This is a genomic window from Kitasatospora sp. NPDC056273, assembly GCF_042268845.1.
Classification (GTDB): domain Bacteria; phylum Actinomycetota; class Actinomycetes; order Streptomycetales; family Streptomycetaceae; genus Kitasatospora.
The window spans coordinates 154,023-174,533 of sequence record NZ_JBHJSJ010000013.1 but is presented as its reverse complement, the minus strand read 5'-3'; the positions used below and the strand labels follow the sequence as shown (position 1 = coordinate 174,533).

Annotated in this window: 14 protein-coding genes, 1 tRNA gene, 1 pseudogene and 1 riboswitch; of the genes and pseudogenes, 12 read left to right on the top strand and 4 right to left on the bottom strand. The window is 74.0% G+C overall.

The window, feature by feature from the left end:
* Positions 1 to 19: 19 nt before the first annotated feature.
* Positions 20 to 1,360: a UDP-N-acetylglucosamine 1-carboxyvinyltransferase gene (gene murA / locus ACFCY1_RS14845; RefSeq protein WP_049653446.1), complete on the bottom strand. Its 1,341-nt coding sequence runs from the start codon at positions 1,358 to 1,360 to the stop codon at positions 20 to 22.
* 300 nt (positions 1,361 to 1,660) lie between these two features.
* On the opposite strand from murA, the gene ACFCY1_RS14840 reads away from it, so the two are divergent.
* The 6 genes and pseudogenes from ACFCY1_RS14840 (at position 1,661) to ACFCY1_RS14815 (ending at position 9,174) form a co-directional block, all read left to right on the top strand.
* The gene (locus tag ACFCY1_RS14840; protein ID WP_375874779.1) at positions 1,661 to 2,245 is read left to right on the top strand and encodes a YqgE/AlgH family protein; all 585 of its coding nucleotides are present in this window, start codon (positions 1,661 to 1,663) and stop codon (positions 2,243 to 2,245) included.
* Between the two features lie 63 nt (positions 2,246 to 2,308).
* Positions 2,309 to 2,587: a DUF3039 domain-containing protein gene (locus ACFCY1_RS14835; RefSeq protein ID WP_049653451.1), complete on the top strand. Its 279-nt coding sequence runs from the start codon at positions 2,309 to 2,311 to the stop codon at positions 2,585 to 2,587.
* A gap of 91 nt (positions 2,588 to 2,678) precedes the next feature.
* Complete coding sequence (locus ACFCY1_RS14830) at positions 2,679 to 4,289, top strand: beta-N-acetylhexosaminidase (protein ID WP_074005025.1); 1,611 nt, start codon at positions 2,679 to 2,681, stop codon at positions 4,287 to 4,289.
* 357 nt (positions 4,290 to 4,646) lie between these two features.
* Entirely contained in the window at positions 4,647 to 5,513 is an 867-nt protein-coding gene (locus tag ACFCY1_RS14825) for a xanthine dehydrogenase family protein subunit M (RefSeq protein ID WP_049659370.1), read from the top strand.
* A gap of 68 nt (positions 5,514 to 5,581) precedes the next feature.
* Positions 5,582 to 6,041, top strand: a pseudogene (locus ACFCY1_RS14820) ((2Fe-2S)-binding protein); the annotation flags it as partial.
* Positions 6,042 to 6,846: 805 nt separating this feature from the next.
* Positions 6,847 to 9,174 (top strand): xanthine dehydrogenase family protein molybdopterin-binding subunit, encoded by a 2,328-nt coding sequence (locus ACFCY1_RS14815; RefSeq protein ID WP_079272634.1) that lies wholly within the window; start codon positions 6,847 to 6,849, stop codon positions 9,172 to 9,174.
* Positions 9,175 to 9,270: 96 nt separating this feature from the next.
* Here the strand turns inward: ACFCY1_RS14815 and ACFCY1_RS14810 are convergent.
* Positions 9,271 to 9,342, bottom strand: a tRNA-Cys gene (locus ACFCY1_RS14810).
* An 84-nt stretch (positions 9,343 to 9,426) separates the two neighbouring features.
* Positions 9,427 to 9,492: riboswitch (guanidine-III (ykkC-III) riboswitch) on the top strand.
* Between the two features lie 44 nt (positions 9,493 to 9,536).
* Between ACFCY1_RS14810 and ACFCY1_RS14805 the strand changes: the two genes are divergently transcribed.
* Together ACFCY1_RS14805 and ACFCY1_RS14800 are read left to right on the top strand one after the other, a co-directional pair.
* Positions 9,537 to 9,851 (top strand): multidrug efflux SMR transporter, encoded by a 315-nt coding sequence (locus ACFCY1_RS14805; protein ID WP_049656934.1) that lies wholly within the window; start codon positions 9,537 to 9,539, stop codon positions 9,849 to 9,851.
* A 94-nt stretch (positions 9,852 to 9,945) separates the two neighbouring features.
* The gene (locus ACFCY1_RS14800; RefSeq protein ID WP_375874778.1) at positions 9,946 to 11,385 is read left to right on the top strand and encodes an MFS transporter; all 1,440 of its coding nucleotides are present in this window, start codon (positions 9,946 to 9,948) and stop codon (positions 11,383 to 11,385) included.
* Between the two features lie 3 nt (positions 11,386 to 11,388).
* Here ACFCY1_RS14800 and ACFCY1_RS14795 read toward each other — a convergent pair whose 3' ends face one another.
* Positions 11,389 to 12,678, bottom strand: coding sequence for a hypothetical protein (locus tag ACFCY1_RS14795; protein ID WP_199823158.1), 1,290 nt, complete (start codon positions 12,676 to 12,678; stop codon positions 11,389 to 11,391).
* Between the two features lie 405 nt (positions 12,679 to 13,083).
* On the opposite strand from ACFCY1_RS14795, the gene ACFCY1_RS14790 reads away from it, so the two are divergent.
* The 3 genes from ACFCY1_RS14790 to ACFCY1_RS14780 are packed head-to-tail and all read left to right on the top strand — an operon-like array spanning position 13,084 to position 17,617.
* Positions 13,084 to 13,725: a class F sortase gene (locus ACFCY1_RS14790; RefSeq protein ID WP_049656930.1), complete on the top strand. Its 642-nt coding sequence runs from the start codon at positions 13,084 to 13,086 to the stop codon at positions 13,723 to 13,725.
* Positions 13,722 to 15,047 carry an esterase family protein gene (locus tag ACFCY1_RS14785; RefSeq protein ID WP_049656928.1) on the top strand — a complete coding sequence of 442 codons (1,326 nt, stop codon included), beginning with the start codon at positions 13,722 to 13,724 and terminating at the stop codon, positions 15,045 to 15,047. Before ACFCY1_RS14790 ends, ACFCY1_RS14785 begins: the two co-directional genes overlap by 4 nt.
* Entirely contained in the window at positions 15,014 to 17,617 is a 2,604-nt protein-coding gene (locus tag ACFCY1_RS14780) for a rhomboid family intramembrane serine protease (RefSeq protein WP_375874777.1), read from the top strand. Before ACFCY1_RS14785 ends, ACFCY1_RS14780 begins: the two co-directional genes overlap by 34 nt.
* A gap of 145 nt (positions 17,618 to 17,762) precedes the next feature.
* Here ACFCY1_RS14780 and ACFCY1_RS14775 read toward each other — a convergent pair whose 3' ends face one another.
* Positions 17,763 to 18,188, bottom strand: coding sequence for an SsgA family sporulation/cell division regulator (locus ACFCY1_RS14775; protein ID WP_049654781.1), 426 nt, complete (start codon positions 18,186 to 18,188; stop codon positions 17,763 to 17,765).
* Positions 18,189 to 18,500: 312 nt separating this feature from the next.
* On the opposite strand from ACFCY1_RS14775, the gene ACFCY1_RS14770 reads away from it, so the two are divergent.
* Positions 18,501 to 20,333, top strand: a complete 1,833-nt coding sequence (locus ACFCY1_RS14770) for a DEAD/DEAH box helicase (protein WP_074005029.1) — start codon at positions 18,501 to 18,503, stop codon at positions 20,331 to 20,333.
* Positions 20,334 to 20,511: the final 178 nt, after the last annotated feature.

Sequence of the window (20,511 nt, the reverse complement as noted above, 5' to 3'; positions counted from 1 at the left end):
TGCCGTCGCGGCCGGACCGTCAGGCGTCGACCAGCTGCTCGCTGGGCAGCTCGACGTGGGCGCCCAGGTCGCGCAGCTTGTCCATGAAGTTCTCGTAGCCGCGGTTGATCAGGTCGATGCCGTGCACGGTCGAGGTGCCCTCGGCCGCCAGCGCCGCGATCAGGTACGAGAAGCCGCCGCGCAGGTCCGGGATGACCAGCTCGGAGCCGATCAGCTTGGACGGGCCGGAGACGACCGCGGAGTGCAGGAAGTTGCGGGCCCCGAAGCGGCACGGGGTGCCGCCCAGGCACTCGCGGTAGAGCTGGATGTGCGCGCCCATCTGGTTCAGCGCGCCGGTGAAGCCGAGCCGCGACTCGTACACCGTCTCGTGGACGATGGACAGGCCGGTGGCCTGGGTCAGCGCGACCACCAGCGGCTGCTGCCAGTCGGTCTGGAAGCCCGGGTGCACGTCGGTCTCCAGGGCGATCGCCTTGAGCTCGCCGCCGGGGTGCCAGAAGCGGATGCCCTCGTCGTCCACCTCGAAGGCGCCGCCGACCTTCCGGAAGGTGTTCAGGAAGGTCATCATCTCCAGCTGGCGGGCGCCGCGGACGTAGATGTCGCCCTTGGTCGCCAGCGCCGCGCAGGCCCAGGAGGCGGCCTCCAGGCGGTCCGGCAGCGCGCGGTGGTTGTAGCCGTTCAGCTCGTCCACACCGGTGATCAGGATCGTCCGGTCGGTGCCCAGGGTGATGATCGCGCCCATCTTCTGCAGCACGCAGATCAGGTCGACGATCTCCGGCTCGATGGCCGCGTTGCGCAGCTCGGTGACGCCCTCGGCGAGCACCGCGGTGAGCAGCACCTGCTCGGTCGCACCGACCGAGGGGTAGGGCAGCTCGATCTTGGTGCCGCGCAGCCGCTGCGGGGCCACCAGGTAGGTGCCCTGCGGGTGCTTCTCGATGCTGGCGCCGAACTGGCGCAGCACCTCGAAGTGGAAGTCGACCGGGCGGCCGCCGATGTCGCAGCCGCCCAGGCCGGGGATGAAGGCGTGGCCGAGGCGGTGCAGCAGCGGGCCGCAGAACAGGATCGGGATCCGCGAGGAGCCGGCGTGCGCGTCGATGTCCGCGACGTTGGCGCTCTCGACGTGCGAGGGGTCGAGGATCAGCTCGCCGTCCTCGTCACCGGTGCGCACGGTCACGCCGTGCAGCTGCAGCAGGCCGCGGACCACCTTGACGTCGCGGATGTCCGGGACGTTGCGCAGTCTGCTGGGGCCCTGCCCGAGGAGGGCGGCGACCATGGCCTTGGGCACCAGGTTCTTCGCTCCGCGGACGCGGATCTCGCCTTCGAGCGGGTTTCCGCCGTGGACCAGCAGGACGTCGTCGGTCATCGTTCTCGCAATCCGGGGTGCCAGAGGAGTCGGGGGGAGGGCTCCGGGAGAGAGCCGGTGGTGGACCGGTCGTACGGGCGCGTTCGGGCCCCCGGCGAAACCGAGTCGGCACCGTATAAAGGCGTCCACCAGACGTAGATGGTAGTAGGCGTGCCGTTGGTTCCCGTGAGCCTCTCCCGTGATGGTGCTCTCTCCGGGCCCGGGCCCGCCCCCCGGTACGGCCGTACGGGTGTTCGTGGGCGTGGCCGTTTCCGGGCGTTGCGGTGTCCGAGCGGTGCGGTTCTGCGGGATCATGTGGGCATGACGGCGGCCCATTCGCACGGAGGCCGGTCCCAGACCGGCCGTCTGCTCGTCGCGACGCCCCTGCTCACCGACCCGAACTTCGCGCGGGCGGTGGTGCTGCTCCTCGACCACGACGTCGAGGGGGCGCTCGGCGTGGTCCTGAATCGGCCGACGCCGGTCGAGGTGGGCAGTGTGCTGGACGGCTGGAACAGACTCGTCGGACAGCCGGCCGTGGTCTTCCAGGGCGGCCCGGTGGCGCTGGACTCGGCGCTCGGCCTCGCGGTGGCGCCGGGGGAGCCGGGCACCGGCGAGCCGCTCGGCTGGCGCCGGGTGCACGGCGCGATCGGCCTGGTGGACCTGGAGGCGCCGCCCGAGGTGCTGGCCGGCGAACTGGGCAGCCTGCGGATCTTCGCCGGGTACGCCGGGTGGTCGCCCGGGCAGCTGGAGGCGGAGCTGGAGAGCGGCGCCTGGTACCTGGTGGACTGCGAGCCGGGGGACGTCTCCAGCCCCGAGCCGGAGCGGCTGTGGCGCTCGGTGCTGCGCCGCCAGCGCGGCCCGCTCGCCCTGCTGGCGACCTACCCGGACGACCCGACGATGAACTGAGCCGACCGGCCCGGAGCCGCGACACTGGCCGGGTTTCCGGAGGCGCCCATAGACTTGGCACCCATGAGCACTCTTGAGCCCGAGCGCGGCCTCGGCACCGGCACCCTGGTCGAGCCCGTCCCGCAGGTGTCCCACGGGGACGGCGACCACGAGCGCTTCGCGCACTACGTCCAGAAGGACAAGATCATGGAGAGCGCGCTCTCGGGGTCCCCCGTGGTGGCGCTCTGCGGCAAGGTGTGGGTGCCCGGCCGCGACCCGAAGAAGTACCCGGTCTGCCCGATGTGCAAGGAGATCTACGACGGCATCGGCAAGCCGCAGGGCGGCGACGGCGACAAGAAGTAGTCCGCGGCGCCCCGCACAACGCCGTTTTGCATAGCACCAGGGTTCCCCTGGTGGTCTATGCCAATCGTCGGGGCGTGGGCAGGATGTCGGAATGGACCTCATTCCCGCACCTTCGAGTGCCGCCCGCCGCCCGGACGAGGACTATCCGCTCGACGCCGCCACCACGCTGACCGCACCCCCCGCGCTGGCCGACGCCGAGCGCTGGCTGCGGGCCACGCTGTCCGCCGCCACCGGGCTGCCGCTCGGCCCGGGCCGGCCGGGCGCGGGCATCGAGCTGGTCCAGGACGGGACGCTCGCCGCCGAGGCGTACCGGATCACGGTGCGCCCCGGCCACGCCCTGCTCGCCGCGGGCGGCCCGGCCGGCGCGCTGTGGGGCGCGCAGACCCTGCGGCAGCTGCTCGGGCCGGACGCCTACCGCCGCTCGCCGCTGCGCCACGAGGGCTGGGTGCTGCCCGGCGCCGACATCGAGGACGCCCCCCGGTTCGGCTGGCGCGGCGCGCTGCTCGACGTCGCCCGGCACTTCCTGCCCAAGGCGGACGTACTGCGCTTCGTCGACCTGCTGGCCGCGCACAAGCTCAACGTGCTGCACCTGCACCTGACCGACGACCAGGGGTGGCGGGTCGAGATCAAGCGCTACCCGAGGCTGACCGCGCGCGGTTCCTGGCGGGACCGCTCGATGGTCGGGTACCGGGCCGGACAGCGCCGCGACGACCGCCCGCACGGCGGCTTCTACACCCAGGACGACCTGCGCGAGATCGTCGCCTACGCGGCCGCCCGCGGGATCACCGTCGTCCCGGAGATCGACCTGCCCGGCCACACCCAGGCCGCCGTCGCCGCCTACCCCGAGCTGGGCAACACCGACGTGGTGGACACCGCCGCGCTCGGGGTGTGGACCGACTGGGGGGTGAGCCACAACGTGCTCAACGCCTCCGAGGAGACCCTGCGCTTCTTCGAGGGCGTGCTGGAGGAGGTCCTGGAGCTCTTCCCGTCCGAGTTCGTCCACCTCGGCGGCGACGAGTGCCCCAAGGAGCAGTGGAAGGACAGCGCCGCCGCGCAGGCGCGGATCCGCGAGCTGGGCCTGGCCAACGAGGACGAACTGCAGAGCCACCTGATCCGGCACTTCGACCGCTGGCTGGCCGAGCGCGGCCGCCGGCTGATCGGCTGGGACGAGATCCTGGAGGGCGGGCTCGCGCCCGGCGCCGCGGTCTCCTCCTGGCGCGGCTTCGGCGGCGGGATCGCCGCCGCGAAGGCCGGGCACGACGTGGTGATGTGCCCCGAGCAGCACGTCTACTTCGACCACCGGCAGGCGGACGGGCCGGACGAGCCGATCCCGGTCGGCTTCGTGCGCACGCTGGAGGACGTCTACCGGTTCGAGCCCGTCCCGAAGCAGCTGGACGAGGCCGCCGCCCGGCACGTGATCGGCACCCAGGCCAACCTGTGGAGCGAGTTCATGGACAGCGCCCGGGACATCGACTACCGGGCCTTCCCCCGGCTGGTCGCCTTCGCCGAGGTCGCCTGGTCCGCGCTGCCCGCCGAGCCGGCCGAGCGGGACTTCGCCGGTTTCGAGCGGCGGCTGACGACCCACCTGAAGGCGCTGGACGCGCTCGGCGTCGAGTACCGCCCGGCCGACGGGCCGCACCCGTGGCAGCGCTGGCCCGCCCCGGCCGGCCGGCCGATCGAGGGCCCGCCGCCGGTCCGTTAGGGGGTGTCCCGGGGGCCCTTTCCGGGGCCGCCGGGACCCCCGTGACACGCCCCGGTCGTGCTGACCGGGAACTTCTGAGCGGTCATCGGACGTCAAGAACTGATGAACATCTGCCCTGGCCCGGAGCGGGTCGGGGCAGATACCGCCCGGTATCGGTCCCAATCGGGCAGCCCCGTTCACCGGCCCCGAAATGATCATCGAGCATTGTGTGCCAGAGTTGCCCAACCCGGCCCGATCGCCCGTACCCTACGGGCCAGGCCGGGCTGCTGACGCAGGACGGCACGGCCGCAGGCCGGCGGGCGGCAGGCGATCGATGAGCAAGTGGAGCACGGTGGGACCCAGGTGAACCGGACGATCATGCTGCCGGCCTCCCTCGACGAGGCCGTCGACGCGCTGGCCGCCGCTCCGGCCGCGGTACCGGTGGCCGGAGCCACCGACCTGATGGAGGCCGTCAACGCCGGCCGCTTGCGCCCCGCCGCCCTGGTCGGCCTCGGCCGGATCACCGAACTGCGGGGCTGGCGCTACGAGGACGGCGGCACCGCCGTCCTCGGCGCCGGACTCACCCACGCCCGGATGGACCGCCCCGACTTCGCCGCGCTCATCCCCGCGCTCGCCGACGCCGCCCGCACCGCCGGCCCGCCGCAGGTCCGCAACGTCGGCACCCTCGGCGGGAACATCGTCACCGCCGCCCCGGCCGGCGACACCCTCCCGGTGCTCACCGCGCTGGAGGCCGGCGTCACCCTGACCCGGGCCGGGGGCACCCGCGAGGTGCCGGTCAGTCACCTGCTCACCGGACTCGACCCGGTGCGCCCCGGCGAACTGCTCACCTGGGTGCGCGTCCCGCTGCTGCACGCCCCGCAGGTCTTCCTCAAGGCCACCGGCCGCAGCGGCCCGGCCCGCGCCACCGCCTCCGTCGCCCTCGTCCTCGACCCGGCCAGGCGCTCGGTGCGCTGCGCCGTCGGGGCCGTCGCGCCGGTGCCGCTGCGCCCGCTGGAAGCCGAGGCCTGGGTGGCCGGCTGCATCGACTGGGACGGCAGCCGGGAGATCGACCCGGCCGCGACCGCCGCCTTCGGCGAGTACGTGGCCGCCGCCTGCGTCCCCGACGACTACGGCGCCGAGGGCGCCTGGGAGGCCGTGACCGAGGGGCCGACAGCGGCCGCCGTTCGGCTGCGGCGTACCGTATCGGTGCTGGCCCGACGGGCGCTGGGAAGGGTGCTGAAGTGACCACAGACCCCATCGAGACCCTCGACGCCGACCCGCTCGGCCTCTCCCCGCAGGTCAGCCGCGAGCTGCGCCCGTGCGCCTCGTACACGCTGCGGGTCAACGGTTTCGAACGGCCCGTCACCGACGCCTGGATCGGCGAGAGCCTGCTCTACGTGCTGCGCGAGCGGCTCGGCCTGGCCGGCGCCAAGGACGGCTGCGAGCAGGGCGAGTGCGGGGCCTGCTCGGTGCAGGTGGACGGCCAGCTGGTGGCCGGCTGCCTGGTGCCCGCCGCGCTGGCCGCCGACAGCGAGATCAACACCGTCGAGGGCCTGTCGGCCGCCGGCGGCGCGAGCGCCGTCCAGCAGGCGCTGGCCGCCTCCGGCGCCGTCCAGTGCGGCTACTGCACCCCCGGCATGGCGATGGCGGTGCACGACCTGCTCCAACGCAACCACCGGCCCACCGAGGTGGAGGCCCGTCAGGCCCTGTGCGGCAACCTCTGCCGCTGCACCGGCTACCGGGGCGTGCTGGCCGCCGTTCAGACCGTCGCGGACGCCCGCGCGCTGGAGGCCGAGCAGGCGGAGGAGGCCGCCGAGGCCGCCGCCGCGCAGGCCGCCGCCGGGCCCGCCGCCGAGGCCCCGGCCGAGCCGGTCGCCGAGCCCGTCGCCGAGCCGCCCGCCGCACGGCCGGCGGAGGCGCCGGTCGAGCCCGGGCAGGCCGTCGAGCCGCCGGTCTACGCCGACGCCGGGGACTGGATCGAGCACGTCCCGCAGCAGGCCGTCGAGCAGCAGCCCGTCCCGCAGCAGCCCGTCGAGCAGCACGCCGTCCCGCAGCACGCCGTCGGGCAGCCGGGCGTCGGGCCGGCCCCGGCCGGAGTGCCGTACGGCGACCCCCAGGGCGGCTACGACACCGGCGTGTACGACACCACCGTGCTGGCCCCGATCCGGGACGCCATCCCCGCCCAGGCCGCCGACGAGCAGGTGTACTACCCGCCGCAGGGCTACCCCGAGCAGCCCTACCAGGCCACCCCCGCGCACGGCACCTACCTGCCCTACCCGGACGGCCACCAGCAGCAGAACGGCTACGACGCCGGGTACGACGCCCCGGTCTACGAGCCCACCCCCGCGCACGGCACCCCGCTGCCCGGCGCCGTTTACGACGGCACGCCGCCGCACGGCACGCCCGCGCACGGCACCCCGCTGCCCGGCACCGGCTACGACGGCACCCCGCCGCACGGCACGCCGTACCCCGCTCCGCACCCGCACGGTGCCCCGGCCGAGGGCGGCGCCCCGGCCGGTGTCCCGTACGGGGCCACCCCCGCCCACGGCATCCGGCTCCCCGAGGACGACCACGCATCATGACGTCGCCTACCGACATCGGCGCAGCACTCCAGCAGGACGGCGGCGAGGGCGGCGCACCGGAGCCGATCGGCCTGGGCAGCTCCCCGCTGCGCGGCGACGCGCTGCCGAAGGCGCTTGGCATCTACCCGTACGCGGCCGACCTCTGGGCCGAGGGCCTGCTGTGGGGCGCGGTGCTGCGCTCGCCGCACCCGCACGCCCGGATCCGCGGCATCGACACCTCGGCCGCGCTGGCGCTGCCCGGGGTGCACGCCGTGGTCACCGCCGCCGACCTGCCGCCCGGCCCGGACGGCACCCCCGACGGCGCCCCGGCCGGGCCGATCGTCTCCGACCGGCCGGTGCTGGCCGCCGGCGTGGTGCGCCACCACGGCGAGCCGATCGCCGCGGTGGCCGCCGACCACCCGGACACCGCCCGGCTGGCGGTCGGCCTGATCGCGGTCGACTACGAGCCGCTGGAGGCCGTCACCGACCCGGAGCAGTCCTTCACCGCGCCGCCGCTGCACCCCGACGGCAACCTGTTCCGCCACCTGCCGCTGCGCACCGGGGACCCGGACGCGGTCGGCGAGATCATCGTCGAGGGCCTCTACCAGGTCGGCCGGCAGGACCCGGCCCCGCTCGGCGCCGAGGCCGGGCTGGCCGTGCCGCGCCCGGACGGCGGTGTCGAACTGCACCTGTCCTCCACCGACCCGCACGGCGACCGCGACCGCACCGCCGCCTGCCTCGGGCTGGAGCCGGACCGGGTCCGGCTGGTGGCCACCGGCGTGCCCGGTGCCACCACCGACCGCGAGGACCTCTCGTTCCAGGTCACCCTGGCCCTGCTGGCGCTGCGCACCGGTCGCCCGGTGAAGATGACGCTCACCCGCGAGGAGTCCTTCCACACCCACACCTCGCGTCACCCCGCGCTGCTGCGTTACCGCCACCACGCCGACGCCGAGGGCACGCTGGTGAAGGTCGAGGCGCAGATCCTGCTGGACGGCGGCGCCTACGCGGACGTCTCCGCCGAGGCGCTGGCCGCCGCGACGGCCTTCTCGGCCGGTCCGTACGTCTGCCCGAACGTCTTCGTGGACGCCTGGGCGGTGCGCACCAACAACCCGCCGGCCGGCCGGATGCGCGGCGAGGGCGCCCTGCAGGCCTGCTTCGCGTACGAGTCCCAGCTGGACCAGCTGGCCGCCCGGATCGGCGTGGACCCGGTGGAGATCCGCCGCCGCAACGCGATGTCCACCGGCGACCCGCTGCCCACCGGACAGGCCGTCACCTGCCCGGCGCCGGTGCGCGCCCTGCTGGACGCGGTCGCGGCCGAGCCGCTGCCGGCCCTGCCGGTGGACGACCCGGACGCCGAGTGGCTGCTGCCCGGCGGGCCCGGCGGCGCGGGCGACCCGGCGGCGGTGCGGCGCGGCATCGGCTACGCCGTCGGCATGGTGCACATGCTGGGCGCCGAGGGCGAGGACGAGGTCTCCACCGCGACGGTGCGGGTCAGCGGCGACCACGCGACGGTGATCTGCGCGGCGGTCGACGCCGGGCAGGGCTTCGCCACGCTGGCCCGGCAGATCGTGCAGACGGTGCTGGGCGTCAGCGAGGTCTACATCGCGCCGGCCGACAGCGACCAGTCGATCGCCGGGCCGTCCGCCCGCGGCCGGCACACCTGGGTCTCCGGCGGCGCCGTCGAGCGGGCCGCGCTGATGGTCCGCCACCAGCTGCTGCAGCCGATCGCGGCGAACTTCGGGATGTCGGCGGAGCTGCTCCAGATCGCCGACGGCAAGATCACCTCGTACGACGGGGTGCTCGGCATGCCGGTCGCCGAGGCGCTGGAGGGCAAGGAGCTGTGGGCGACCGCGCAGTGCCGCCCGCACCCCACCGAGCCGCTGGACGAGTCCGGGCAGGGCGACGCCTTCGTCTCCATCTCGTTCTGCGCGATGCGCGCGGTGGTGGACGTGGACATCGAGCTGGGCGCCGTCCGGGTGGTCGAGATGACCGTTGCCCAGGACGTCGGCCGGGCGCTGAACCCGCGCCAGATCGAGGACCGGATCGAGGCGGGGGTGGCCCAGGGCGTCGGTCTGGCGCTGCTGGAGGACCTGCGGACGGAGGGCGGGGTGCTGCAGAACCCCTCGCTCACGGGCTACCGGCTGCCCACCGCGCTGGACACCCCGGAGGTGCGGATCGCCGCGCTGCTGGAGGAGCGCGACGTGGTGGCCCCGTTCGGCGCCAAGGCGGTCGGCGCCGTCCCCGCGGTGGTCGCCCCGGCGGCCGTGGCCGCGGCGGTGCGCGCCGCCACCGGCCTGCCGGTCGGCCGGCTGCCGATCCGGGCGGAGGACGCCGTCACCGCCTGACCGGCCGGTTCGGAAAGGCGACGGAAAGCGGTGCAAACAGCGGAAAGGAATTGCCGGCCGACTTTTCCGGGTCGACCGGCAATTCCTTTCTCCACGAGGCCATGGCGGGGATCGAACCCGCGTGTACCGCTTTGCAGACGGTTCCCTAAGCCACTCGGGCACACGGCCAGTGAATTCATAGTGGCCGATCCGGGGAGAGCGGTCAACGCTCCTTTGTAAATTCTGTATGGCAGTGTGTGCTACCGTCGGAGACCGGTGGCGGCATTTCCGCCACCCCGGACGAGCGCGTCGTACCCGGTGACGACAAGACGGCGCAGTTCAGCGGCAATCCGGCCGCTGTGGACTGCGGAGGCACCACCGTCATGGCCTGGCTCGTTCTGATCCTCTCGGGTTTCCTCGAAACCGTCTGGGCGGTCGCCCTGGAATCGTCCAAGGGCTTCACCCGCCTCGTTCCCAGCCTCGTCTTCGGCGTCGCCCTGCTGTTCAGCATGGGCGGGCTGGCGTACGCGATGCGCACCATTCCGATCGGCACCGGCTACGCGGTCTGGGTCGGTATCGGCGCGGTCGGCACCGCGGTCTACGGCATGGCCGTCCTGGGGGACGCGGTGACCATGGCCCGGATCGGCTGCCTGCTGCTGATCGTCTCCGGCGTGGTGGGCCTCAAGGTGCTGCACTGAGCCCCGGCGGGCCCGCGGCGTAGGTCCCGGGGCGGAGTCGATCACCGACCGGGGTCAGGGGTCATCGAGGCGGACGGCTCTTACGATGTTACGTATGACCACTGCCTCCCCCACCTCGGTCGACCCTGTTCCGATACCCCTCGACGACGACCCCGGTGGCGGGGTGCTCGGCGGCCGCTACCGCGCGCTGACCCTGGGGATCGTCTCGGTGGTCCTGGTGATCGCCTTCGAGGCGACGGCCGTCAACACCGCGATGCCGACCGCGGCCCGCCAGCTGAACGGGCTCGGGCTGTACGCCTTCGCCTTCTCCGGCTACTTCACCACCACCCTGTTCGCCCTGGTCGTCTCCGGCCAGTGGTGCGACCGGAGCGGCCCGCTGAGGCCGCTGTTCAGTGGCATCGCGGTGTTCGGCGTGGGGCTGGTGGTGGCCGGGACGGCGCCCGGGATGTGGGTGTTCGTGGCCGGCCGGGCGATCCAGGGCCTGGGCGGCGGGCTGGTGATCGTCGCGCTGTACGTGGTCGTCGGCCGGGCCTACCCGGAGCGGCTGCGGCCCGCGGTGTTCGCGGCCTTCTCCTCCGCCTGGGTGCTGCCCTCGATCATCGGCCCGCTGGTCTCCGGGGCCGTCACCCAGCACCTGGGCTGGCGCTGGGTGTTCCTGGCCGTGCCGGCGCTGATCCTGCTGCCGCTGGCCGTGATGGGCCCGGCGCTGGCCCGCTCGGAGCGGGAGCGCCCGGTGGTCCGGGGCGCGGCCTTCGACCGCCGTCGCACCCTGCTGGCCGCGATGGCGGCGGTCGGCGCCGGCCTGCTGCAGTACGCGGGCCAGCGGCGCGACCTGATCGGGCTGCTCCCGGGGATCGCCGGGGCGGCGCTGCTGGTGCCGGCCGTCCTGGGGCTGCTGCCGACCGGGACCCTGCGGGCCGGGCGGGGGCTGCCGGCGGTGATCCTGCTGCGCGGGATGGCGGCCGGGGCGTTCCTCGGCGCCGAGGCCTTCGTCCCGCTGATGATGACCACCCAGCGGGACCTCTCGCCGACGCTGGCCGGCCTGACCCTGACCAGCGGCGGCCTCACCTGGGCGGTCGGCTCCTGGCTCCAGGGCCGGCCCGGGGCGGAGCGCTACCGCGAGGCGATGATCCGGGGCGGCCTGCTGCTGACCGCGGTGGCGATCGGGGGCGCCGCGCTGGTGCTGTTCCCGGCGGTGCCGGCCTGGGTCGCGTCGGTGGCCTGGGGCGTCGGCGGCATCGGGATGGGGATGGCGATCGCGAGCGTCAGCGTGCTGATGATGAAGCTCTCCACGCCGGAGGACGCCGGGGCCAACTCGGCCGCCCTGCAGATGAGCGACGCGCTGGGCAACGTGCTGCTGACCGGGATGGCCGGGGTGCTGTTCGCGGCGCTGGGCGGCGGGGCGCTCGCCGCCGCCCACGAGGGCGGCGGGGCGGCCGGCTCGCCCGGCGCGTTCGCGGTGATCCTGCTGTCGATGGCCGGGGTGGCGCTGCTCGGCGCGCTGCTGGCCGGCCGGGTGCGGGCGAAGGCCTGACGGTCAGGACCCGGCGGGGGCTCCGGCCCCCACCGGGGCGCCGAGGAAGGCCTCCCAGCCGCCGGCCGGCGCCTGGCCCGGGGCGAGGGTCTGGAGCTTGCGCAGCACCGCCGGGTCCTGGGCGTCCAGCCAGTCGACCAACTGCCGGAAGGAGACCAGCCGGACCTCCGGCTTGCCCGCGATGGTCCGGAGGACGTCCTCGACGGCGTTCATGTAGATGCCGCCGTTCCACTCCTCGAAGTGGTTGCCGATGACGTACGGCGCCCGGTTGCCGTTGTAGGTGCGGTCGAAGCCCATCAGGTAGGCGTCGCGGGCCTGGGTCTGGAAGCCGGGGTGGAGCGCCGGGTCGGCCTTGGTGTTGGGGCCGCACTGGTTGTACATGATGTTGTAGTCCATCGAGAGCACCTGGAAGGTGTGCCCGGGGAACGGGATGGACTGCAGCGGGAGGTCCCACAGGGCGCCGCCCTGGATCTTCTGCGGCCACACCTGGGTGCCGTTGCCGCTGCTGTCGTAGCGCCAGCCGCGCTTGACCGCGGTGGGCAGCAGGTTGCGCTGGCCCTCCAGACAGGGGGTGCGGCTGCCGATCAGCTCCTTGCGGTAGTCGAAGGGCAGCGCCGGCAGGTCGGTGAAGCCGGTGTTGGTGCGCCAGTTCGTCACGAAGTCCATCGCCTGCTGGATCTCGCTGTCCCACTCCTCGGGGGACCACTTGCCGACGCCGGTGGAGCCGCAGAAGTGGCCGTTGAAGTGGGTCCCGATCTCGTGGCCCTCCAGCCAGGCCGCGTGCACGTTCTCCAGGGTGTCGCGGATGTGCTGGTCGCTCAGGTAGCCGATGTCGGAGGCGCCGGCCCTGTGCTGCGGCGGGCGGTAGAGGTCCTTCTTGGACTCCGGCAGCAGGTAGAGGCCGCTGAGGAAGAAGGTCATCTTCGCGTCGTGCTCCTGCGCCAGCCGGCGGAAGCGGGCGAACAGGCCGTTGTCGAGCTCGCCGGCGCCGTCCCAGGAGAAGACCACGAACTGCGGCGGGCGCTGGCCGGGCTGCAGCCGGTCGGGGACCGGCTGGTGCGGCTGGGCGCCGGTGTCCGAGGTGGAGCCGTCGCCGATCAGGACGGCCTGCGGCTTGGGGGCCGGGGCCGGGGCGGGGGTGTCGCCCCGCTCGTCGGCCGCGCCGGTGGCCGGGACGACGGCTCCGGGCACCCGCACTCCGCCGGTGGCGTGGTCGCTGCCGCAGCCGGCCGCCAGGGTGGCGGCGGTGGCGGCGCCCGCCGCCAGCAGGGTGCGGCGTGAGAGGGCTTCCATGGTCACTCCGTTCGTGGGGCGGTGGGGCGGCGTGCGGGAGTGCGGAGTCCGGTCGGACAAGTGGGTGATACAACCCGTGGCCGGGTCAGCATGGCACGGGGGCGGGGCCGGTCGGAGAGGCGCAGCGCGTCGTCCGGAGCGATCGCCCGAACGCCGCAACCGATCGGGTCCGTAGAACCGTCGGTAGCTCGTGTCGGGAGTGTTCCTGCGGCGATCGTATGCGGGGGGCGGCCGTCGCGCTCCGCGACCGGGTGCCCACGGGGCGCACGAAAGAGGGCGTCAGCCCTGCCGATCGGCGGGTGCCGGTACGACCGTCGTATGGACGTGCCTTACAGTCCGTTCCGGTTGAATTGTTTCCCAGGAAACTCCCAGGAAGCGGGGTTCCGTCGGCAGAGGGGAGCGCCCGTGGGCGTCCAGCAGAGCAGGGGGCCCTGGCCGGGCACCCTGGCGGCGGGTGCCGCGCTGGTGCTCGGTGCCTGGCTCGTGCACGACGGAGGCCCGTCGCTGCCGCCCGCACCGGGGGCCGGCCAGGCCCAGGCCGGGATCACGCCGGTCTCGGTCGTCCCTCCGCTGGGCCCGTCCGCGCCGACCCGGATCCGCATCCCGGCGGTGCGCCTGGACGCCCCGGTCACCGCGCTCGGACTGGACGCGGACGGCCACCTGCAGACCCCGCCCGAGGCGGACCGCAACCTGGCGGGCTGGTACCGGGGCGGGGCCAGCCCCGGCCAGCGCGGTACCGCGATCCTGGCGGGACACGTCGACAACAAGACCGGCCCCGCGGTCTTCTATCATCTGGGCGCGCTCCGTCGGGGGGACCGGATCGAGATCGCCCGGGCGGACGGCGCCACCGCCGTCTACCAGCTCTACGCCATCGAAGTGCACGACCGAAAGGACTTCCCGGACGATCGGGTCTACCGTCAGGCCACTGACGCGCAGCTGCGGGTGATCACCTGCGGCGGCTCGTACAGCGAGGAGCACGGCTACGACGGCAACGTCGTCGCCTACGGCTTCCTGGCCGACACCACCCCGCCGGGCAAAGCCGCATGAGCACGCTGACCCTTGCCTCCCGCTGGAACCCGATCGACTGGCCGCTCACCGAGGGCCTGATCCCGCACGCCGTGCTGGCGGCCGGCTGGGCGGCGCTGATCGCGCTCGCCGTCGGCCGCGGCCGGAGCTGGTGGCGGGTCCGCCTGCCCGCCGCCCTGATCACCGCCGCGGCGCTCAGCTGGCTGCTGGACGTCGTGGTCGACGGCTGGTGGCACCCCTTCCCGGAGGGCACGCCCAAGTACGTCACCTGGTGGATAGCCATCGCCCTGACCGGGCTCTGCCTGGCCGGCTACCGGATGCGCCGGCTCACCTGGCGGCGGCGGGGGCTCGCGCTGGGCCTGTGCGGCCTGGTGGTGCTGATGGCCTCCTCCGAGGTGAACATCGGCTTCGGCCAGTTCCCGAGCGGGCGCGTGATGCTCGCGCCGTGGCTGACCAAGACCGACGGGCTGGTCGCCGACAAGGCGGGCCAGACCGTGGCCGCCCCGCCGGGCAGGACGCTGGAGGAGGTCTGGCAGCCCCCGGCGGACCTGCCCGAGAAGGGCACCGTGTCGGTGGTGCCGATCCCCGGCACCAAGTCGGGCTTCAAGGCCCGCGACGCGTACGTCTACCTCCCGCCCGCCTACCAGGCCACCCCGCGGCCGCTGCTCCCGGTGATCGTGATGATCACCGGCCAGCCCGGCGTCCCGGGGGACTGGGTGCTCTCCGCGCAGATCAACGAGGCGCTGGACGCCTACGCCGCGGACCACGGCGGCCTCGCGCCGATCGTGGTGATGCCCGACCAGCTCGGCTCCACCTGGGCCAACACGCTCTGCCTCGACTCCAAGATCGCCAAGACCCAGACCTACCTGGCGGTGGACGTCCCCGAGTGGGTGCACCAGCACCTCCAGACGGCGGCCGGCCGGAAGTCCTGGGCGATCGGGGGCGCCTCGATGGGTGGAACCTGCGCCCTCCAGCTCGGCGTCAACGCCTCCGACGTGTACGGCACCGTCCTCGACATGTCCGGGCAGGAGGAACCGACCCTGGGCAGTCGGGAACAGACCGTCAAGGCCGCCTTCGGTGGTGACGAGAAGAAGTTCGACGCGGTCGATCCGCTCCAGGTGATGGCCCGCAAGAAGTTCCCGGACACCAACGTCGCGTTGGTCGTCGGCGAGACCGACGAGGAGTTCAGACCGCAGATGGAGAAGGTCTACCAGGCCGCGCAGGCGGCCGGAATGAAGTCCAAGTTCGAACTGATGCCGGGTGGCCACGGCTGGGTCGTCTTCCGGCCCGGCATCGCCCAGCAGCTCCCGTGGCTCGCCCAGCAGACCGGGCTGACCCGGTGACCGGGGCGGGGACGGCGCTGGCCACCGTCGGCGAGCAGCGCGGGCCGGGGCCGGACGCGGAGCGCTCGGCCGAGCGCGGCACCGACCGGGCGCCGGTCACCCGGACGCCGGAGCCGCGCCCGCAGAAGGTCCGGCGGGCGGCCGGGGTGCTCGGCGCCCGGCTGCGCTCGGCGCCGCTGACGCTGGCCCTGCTGGCCGGGCTCTGGCTGCTCGGCGCGGCCACCCGCAGCCTGGGCCACGGCCCGTCGGACCGGCTGCTGGAGCGGGCCGGCATCGGCCTGTCCACGCTGGCCGAGGGCCACTGGTGGACGCCGGTCACCTCGATGTTCTGGTGCTCGGGCCGCGGCTCGTACGTGTTCACCAGCCTGTTGCTGCTCCTGGTCGGCCCGGCCGCCGAGCACCGGCTCGGGCGGCTGCGCACCCTCGCGGTGCTGGTCGGCGGGCAGGTGGTCGGCACCCTGCTGGGCACCGGGCTGGTCGCGTTCGGCTCCTCGGCGGGGGAGCAGTGGACCGCCTCGGTGGCCGACCAGATCTCGGTCGGCCCCGGCGTCGGCGTGTTCGCGCTGGCCGGGGTCCTCGGGTACCGGCTCACCGTGCTCTGGCGCCGTCGGCTGCACCTGCTGGTGCTGCTCGTCCCGCTGGTGATGACGCTGTACGTGGGCCACCTGCAGAGCGTCCAGCGGTGCGCCGCCGCGCTGGCCGGGCTCGGCCTGGGCGCGCTGGTCAGCCGGGGCCGCCCGCACCTGCGCACGCACCGCTCCTCGCACTCGGAGACCCGGGTGCTGGTGGCGCTCTGCCTGGTCGCGGCCGCCTTCGGGCCGCTGCTCGCCTCGCTGTACGACAACGCCAGCGGGCCGTTCAACACCTTCTCCGAGCTGTACTTCTCGCACCGGCTCAGCCCGGACGAGGTGGCCGACTTCTGCGCGCAGTCGGCGCACGACTGCGCCCGGGCGCACGCCGTCGTCCGGATCTTCGACACCCCGGGCCGGATGATGGCCGCGCTGATCCCGGCGCTGCTGCTGGTGCTCGCCGAGGGGCTGCGCCGGGGGCTGCGGTTCGCCTGGCTGGTCACCGTGGCCACCGAGCTGCTCTGGGCGGCGCTGCTGTGCTGGCTCTACCTGGACGCCGGGCCGGTCAGCCGGGACGTGGTGCAGTACTTCGTCGAGGCGCTGCTGCTGCCACTGCTGACCACCGGGCTGCTGGTGGCCACCCGCAAGCGGTTCCTGCTGCGGCTGTCCGGCCGCTCGGTGCGCCGGCTGGCCCTGGTGCTCGGCGGCGCGGCGCTCGCCTCCGCGGCCACCTACGTGGGGGTCGGGCGGCTGGTGGCCGGGGAGTTCGAGCCGGGGGCGTCCGCCCGCCGGCTGGTGGCCGGGCTGCCGGCCCAGTTCCTGCCGCCCGCGTACAACGACCTGCTGCCGGACTACCCGATCGCGGTCGGGCCGGTGGCGCGCTTCCTGGAGACGTACTGCGGGCTGGCGTTCTGGGCGGTCGCGCTGGCCGTGCTGCTGTCGGTCTTCCGCCGGCCGGTGCTGCACACCGACGCGGCGGCGGCCGCCCGCGCGCGGGCGCTGCTGGCCGAGCACGGCGGCGGGACGCTCTCGTTCATCGCCACCTGGGACGGCAACCACTACTGGTTCGACGAGGGCGGCCGGGCGGCCGTCGCCTACCGGGTGGTGGGCACCGTCGCGCTGACCACCGGCGACCCGTTCGGCGCGCCGGAGGACCGGGCCCGGGCGGTGGCCGGCTTCGCCCGGTACTGCGACGCGCGCGGCTGGACGCCGTGCTTCTACAGCGTCTGCGGCGAGACCAGGGCCGCCACCGCGCAGCTCGGCTGGCGCTCGGTGCAGGTCGCCGAGGACACCGTGGTGCCGCTGCCCGAGCTGGCCTTCACCGGCCGCAAGTGGCAGGACATCCGCACCGCCCTCAACAAGGCCGGCAAGCAGGGCATCTCCGCGGAGTGGTGGGCGTACCACGAGGCGCCGCTCGCGCTGCGGGAGCAGATCCGGGCGATCTCCGAGGAGTGGGTCTCCGAGAAGGGCCTGCCGGAGATGGGCTTCACGCTCGGCGGGCTGGAGGAGCTGGACGACCCGGACGTGCGGGTGCTGATCGCGGTGGACGAGCAGCGGGTGGTGCACGGGCTGACCAGCTGGATGCCGGTGTACGAGAACGGCGTGCCGGTCGGCTGGACGCTGGACTTCATGCGCCGGCGCTCGGACGGCTTCCGCGGCGTCAGCGAGTTCCTGATCGCCTCGGCGGCGCTCGGCTTCAAGGAGGAGGGCGCGCGCTTCCTGTCGCTGTCGGGCGCGCCGCTGGCCCGGACCGGGCAGGACGAGGAGCCCACCGGCCTGCAGCGGATGCTGGACTGGATGGGCAAGGTGCTGGAGCCGGTGTACGGCTTCCGCTCGCTGCTGGCGTTCAAGGCGAAGTTCCAGCCGGAGTACCGGCCGATGTACATGGCGTACCCCGACCCGGCCGCACTGCCCGGCATCACCAGGGCGATCGGCAAGGCGTACCTGCCGCACCTGACGGCGGCCCAGGGCGTCCGGCTGATGCGCAAGCTCTCGGGCTGACCCGCCCCTGGGGGCGCGACCGTACGGGCTTCCCGGGCCCCGGACCCGGGTCGCCGCGCGACGGACGCGGACGGACGGTCCACCACGCGGGCGGGCGCGTCACGGCCCGGAAGCACGGGGGCGCTCCCGAGGGCCGGCGCCCCCGTCAGCCGAGCAGCTGGGCGAGCGCGCGGTCGGCGTCCAGGTGCAGGTGCTCCTCGCCCTCGGGGACGACCAGCCGGCTGCGCCACAGGAAGCGGCGCAGGTCGGCGGCGTCGAACTGGAGCAGCGCGGTGCCCTCGGGCGCCCGCAGCTCGACCATGGTGCGCCGGCCGACCGCGGGCCGGACGTGGACGTCCCCGGCGCCGGACGGCAGCTCCAGACCGGCCGAGAGCAGCTGGCGCGCGAAGACCCAGACGATGTCCTCGGAGCCCCGGCGCTCGGCCGGGTCGTCCAGCGAGAACTCGGCGGGGAAGGCCATCCGGACGGCCAGCGGGTCCTCCGGCAGGTAGGAGAGCCCCACCCGCAGCCGGACGGAGCGGTGGGAGGAGAGGATCAGGCGGGCCTGGACGGTCTCTTCGACGGTGCGCACGGGCGGGGTCCCTTCGGTTCGGTGCGAGGCTGCGTGACAGCAGTGAGGGTTGCTGCGGCCTCACCCTGGTGAGAGTCCCGGGACCGGTGGTGCTTACCGGGTTCCACGAGGCAATCGGTGTGATCCGGGTCACATCGATTTCCGGCCGCGCGGGCCCGGCGCGGAGCGCCGCCTGGAGGCCCGAACGGCGCCGGACCCGGTACGCTGGGCGGGTTGTCCGATTGCCGCCCGACCGCGGGGTGAGGCCGCAAAACCGCCTCTGACCTGCGATGATCCCCCTCGGAGACCGTGAGTACTGCCGCCGCCTCCTCGATGCCGCTGTTCTCCGACGTACCGGAGCCGCAGGCGCCCGTCCGATCCGTCGGCCACGCCGCGCCCGCCGGTTCGCACCACCTCTCCCCGGCCTTCCCCGGCCGCGCCCCCTGGGGCACCGCCGGCAAGCTGCGGGCCTGGCAGCAGGGCGCGCTGGACAAGTACATCGAGACCCAGCCGCGCGACTTCCTCGCGGTCGCCACCCCGGGCGCAGGCAAGACCACCTTCGCGCTCACCCTGGCCTCGTACCTGCTGCACAACCACCTGGTGCAGCAGGTGACGGTCGTGGCACCGACCGAGCACCTGAAGAAGCAGTGGGCCGAGGCCGCCGCGCGGATAGGCATCCGGCTGGACCCGGCGTACTCCTCCGGGCCGCTCTCCCGGGACTACCACGGCATCGTGGTCACCTACGCGGGCGTCGGGGTCAACCCGATGCTGCACCGCAACCGGACCGAGGCCCGCAAGACCCTCGTGATCATGGACGAGATCCACCACGCCGGTGACTCCAAGTCCTGGGGCGAGGCCTGCTTCGAGGCCTTCGAACCGGCCACCCGCCGACTGGCGCTGACCGGTACGCCGTTCCGCTCCGACACCAACCCGATCCCGTTCGTGGCCTACGACGCGGGCAGCGACGGCATCCGCAAGTCCATCGCCGACTACACCTACGGCTACGGGCACGCGCTCGCCGACCACGTCGTCCGCCCGGTGATCTTCCTCAGCTACAGCGGCAACATGCGCTGGCGCACCAAGTCCGGCGACGAGCTGGAGGCCCGGCTCGGCGAGCCGATGACCAAGGACCTGATCGCCCAGGCCTGGCGCACCGCGCTGTCCCCGCAGGGCGAGTGGATCCCCTCCGTCCTCCAGGCCGCCGACCGGCGCCTCACCGAGGTCCGCAAGGCGATCCCGGACGCCGGCGGACTGGTCATCGCCACCGACCAGAACGTGGCCCGCGCCTACGCCAAGATGCTGCGCGAGATCAGCGGCGAGAAGGTCACCCTGGTCCTCTCCGACGAGACCGAGGCCTCCAAGCGGATCTCCGACTACGCGGAGGGGACCTCGCGCTGGATGGTCGCCGTCCGCATGGTGTCCGAGGGCGTCGACGTGCCCCGGCTGTGCGTCGGGGTCTACGCCACCTCGATCTCCACCCCGCTGTTCTTCGCCCAGGCCGTCGGCCGCTTCGTGCGCGCCCGCAAGCGCGGCGAGACGGCCTCGGTGTTCCTGCCGACCATCCCGATGCTGCTGGGCTTCGCCAACGAGATGGAGCTCCAGCGCGACCACGTGCTGGACCGGCCGAAGAAGGAGGGCGACGGCCTCTTCGACGAGGAGGACCGGCTGCTCGCCGAGGCCGAGCGGGCCAACGACGGGCCGGACGGCGCGGGCGGCGACGAGTTCTCCTACGAGGCGCTGGGCTCCGAGGCGGTCTTCGACCGGGTCCTGTACAACGCCATGGAGTTCGGCATGCAGGCCCACCCGGGGAGCGAGGAGGAGGAGGACTACCTCGGCATCCCGGGCCTGCTGGAGCCGGACCAGGTGCAGATGCTGCTCCAGAAGCGCCAGCACCGGCAGATCCAGCGCAGCAAGACCAAGCCCGCCGAGGAGGCCGACCTGCTGGAGCTGCCGGCCGAGCAGCGGCCGGTGGTCACCCACCAGGAGCTGCGGGAGCTGCGCAAGGAGCTGAACGCGCTGGTGGCCGCCTGGCACCACCGCACCAACCAGCCGCACGGCACCATCCACAACGAGCTGCGCCGCCAGTGCGGCGGGCCGCTCACCGCGCAGGCCACCGCCAACCAGCTCAAGGCGCGGATCGTGAAGATCCGGGAGTGGGCCAACTAGTCCGGGCGGCGGCCGGCCGGGGGCGGCCGGCGGAGGGGCTTCGAAGGGCGGCGCGTCCGGTCACCGGACCGGGGGCGCGTCCGGAGCCCGACGCACCCGGCGAATCGCGGGGGTTCGTCCCGAATTCGAGGCGCTGTTGGAGTTGATCACGCCCGAATTTTGGACAACCACTTCCGTC

Excerpts from the sequence above, each read along its gene's own strand:
- ACFCY1_RS14785 (WP_049656928.1), top strand. The coding sequence starts at position 13,722 with ATGAGCACGCTGACCCTTGCCTCCCGCTGGAACCCGATCGACTGGCCG.
- ACFCY1_RS14840 (WP_375874779.1), top strand. The coding sequence starts at position 1,661 with ATGACGGCGGCCCATTCGCACGGAGGCCGGTCCCAGACCGGCCGTCTG.
- ACFCY1_RS14815 (WP_079272634.1), top strand. The coding sequence starts at position 6,847 with ATGACGTCGCCTACCGACATCGGCGCAGCACTCCAGCAGGACGGCGGC.
- ACFCY1_RS14830 (WP_074005025.1), top strand. The coding sequence starts at position 2,679 with ATGGACCTCATTCCCGCACCTTCGAGTGCCGCCCGCCGCCCGGACGAG.
- ACFCY1_RS14800 (WP_375874778.1), top strand. The coding sequence starts at position 9,946 with ATGACCACTGCCTCCCCCACCTCGGTCGACCCTGTTCCGATACCCCTC.
- murA (WP_049653446.1), bottom strand. The coding sequence starts at position 1,360 with ATGACCGACGACGTCCTGCTGGTCCACGGCGGAAACCCGCTCGAAGGC.
- ACFCY1_RS14770 (WP_074005029.1), top strand. The coding sequence starts at position 18,501 with ATGCCGCTGTTCTCCGACGTACCGGAGCCGCAGGCGCCCGTCCGATCC.
- ACFCY1_RS14805 (WP_049656934.1), top strand. The coding sequence starts at position 9,537 with ATGGCCTGGCTCGTTCTGATCCTCTCGGGTTTCCTCGAAACCGTCTGG.
- ACFCY1_RS14795 (WP_199823158.1), bottom strand. The coding sequence starts at position 12,678 with ATGGAAGCCCTCTCACGCCGCACCCTGCTGGCGGCGGGCGCCGCCACC.
- ACFCY1_RS14825 (WP_049659370.1), top strand. The coding sequence starts at position 4,647 with ATGCTGCCGGCCTCCCTCGACGAGGCCGTCGACGCGCTGGCCGCCGCT.
- ACFCY1_RS14835 (WP_049653451.1), top strand. The coding sequence starts at position 2,309 with ATGAGCACTCTTGAGCCCGAGCGCGGCCTCGGCACCGGCACCCTGGTC.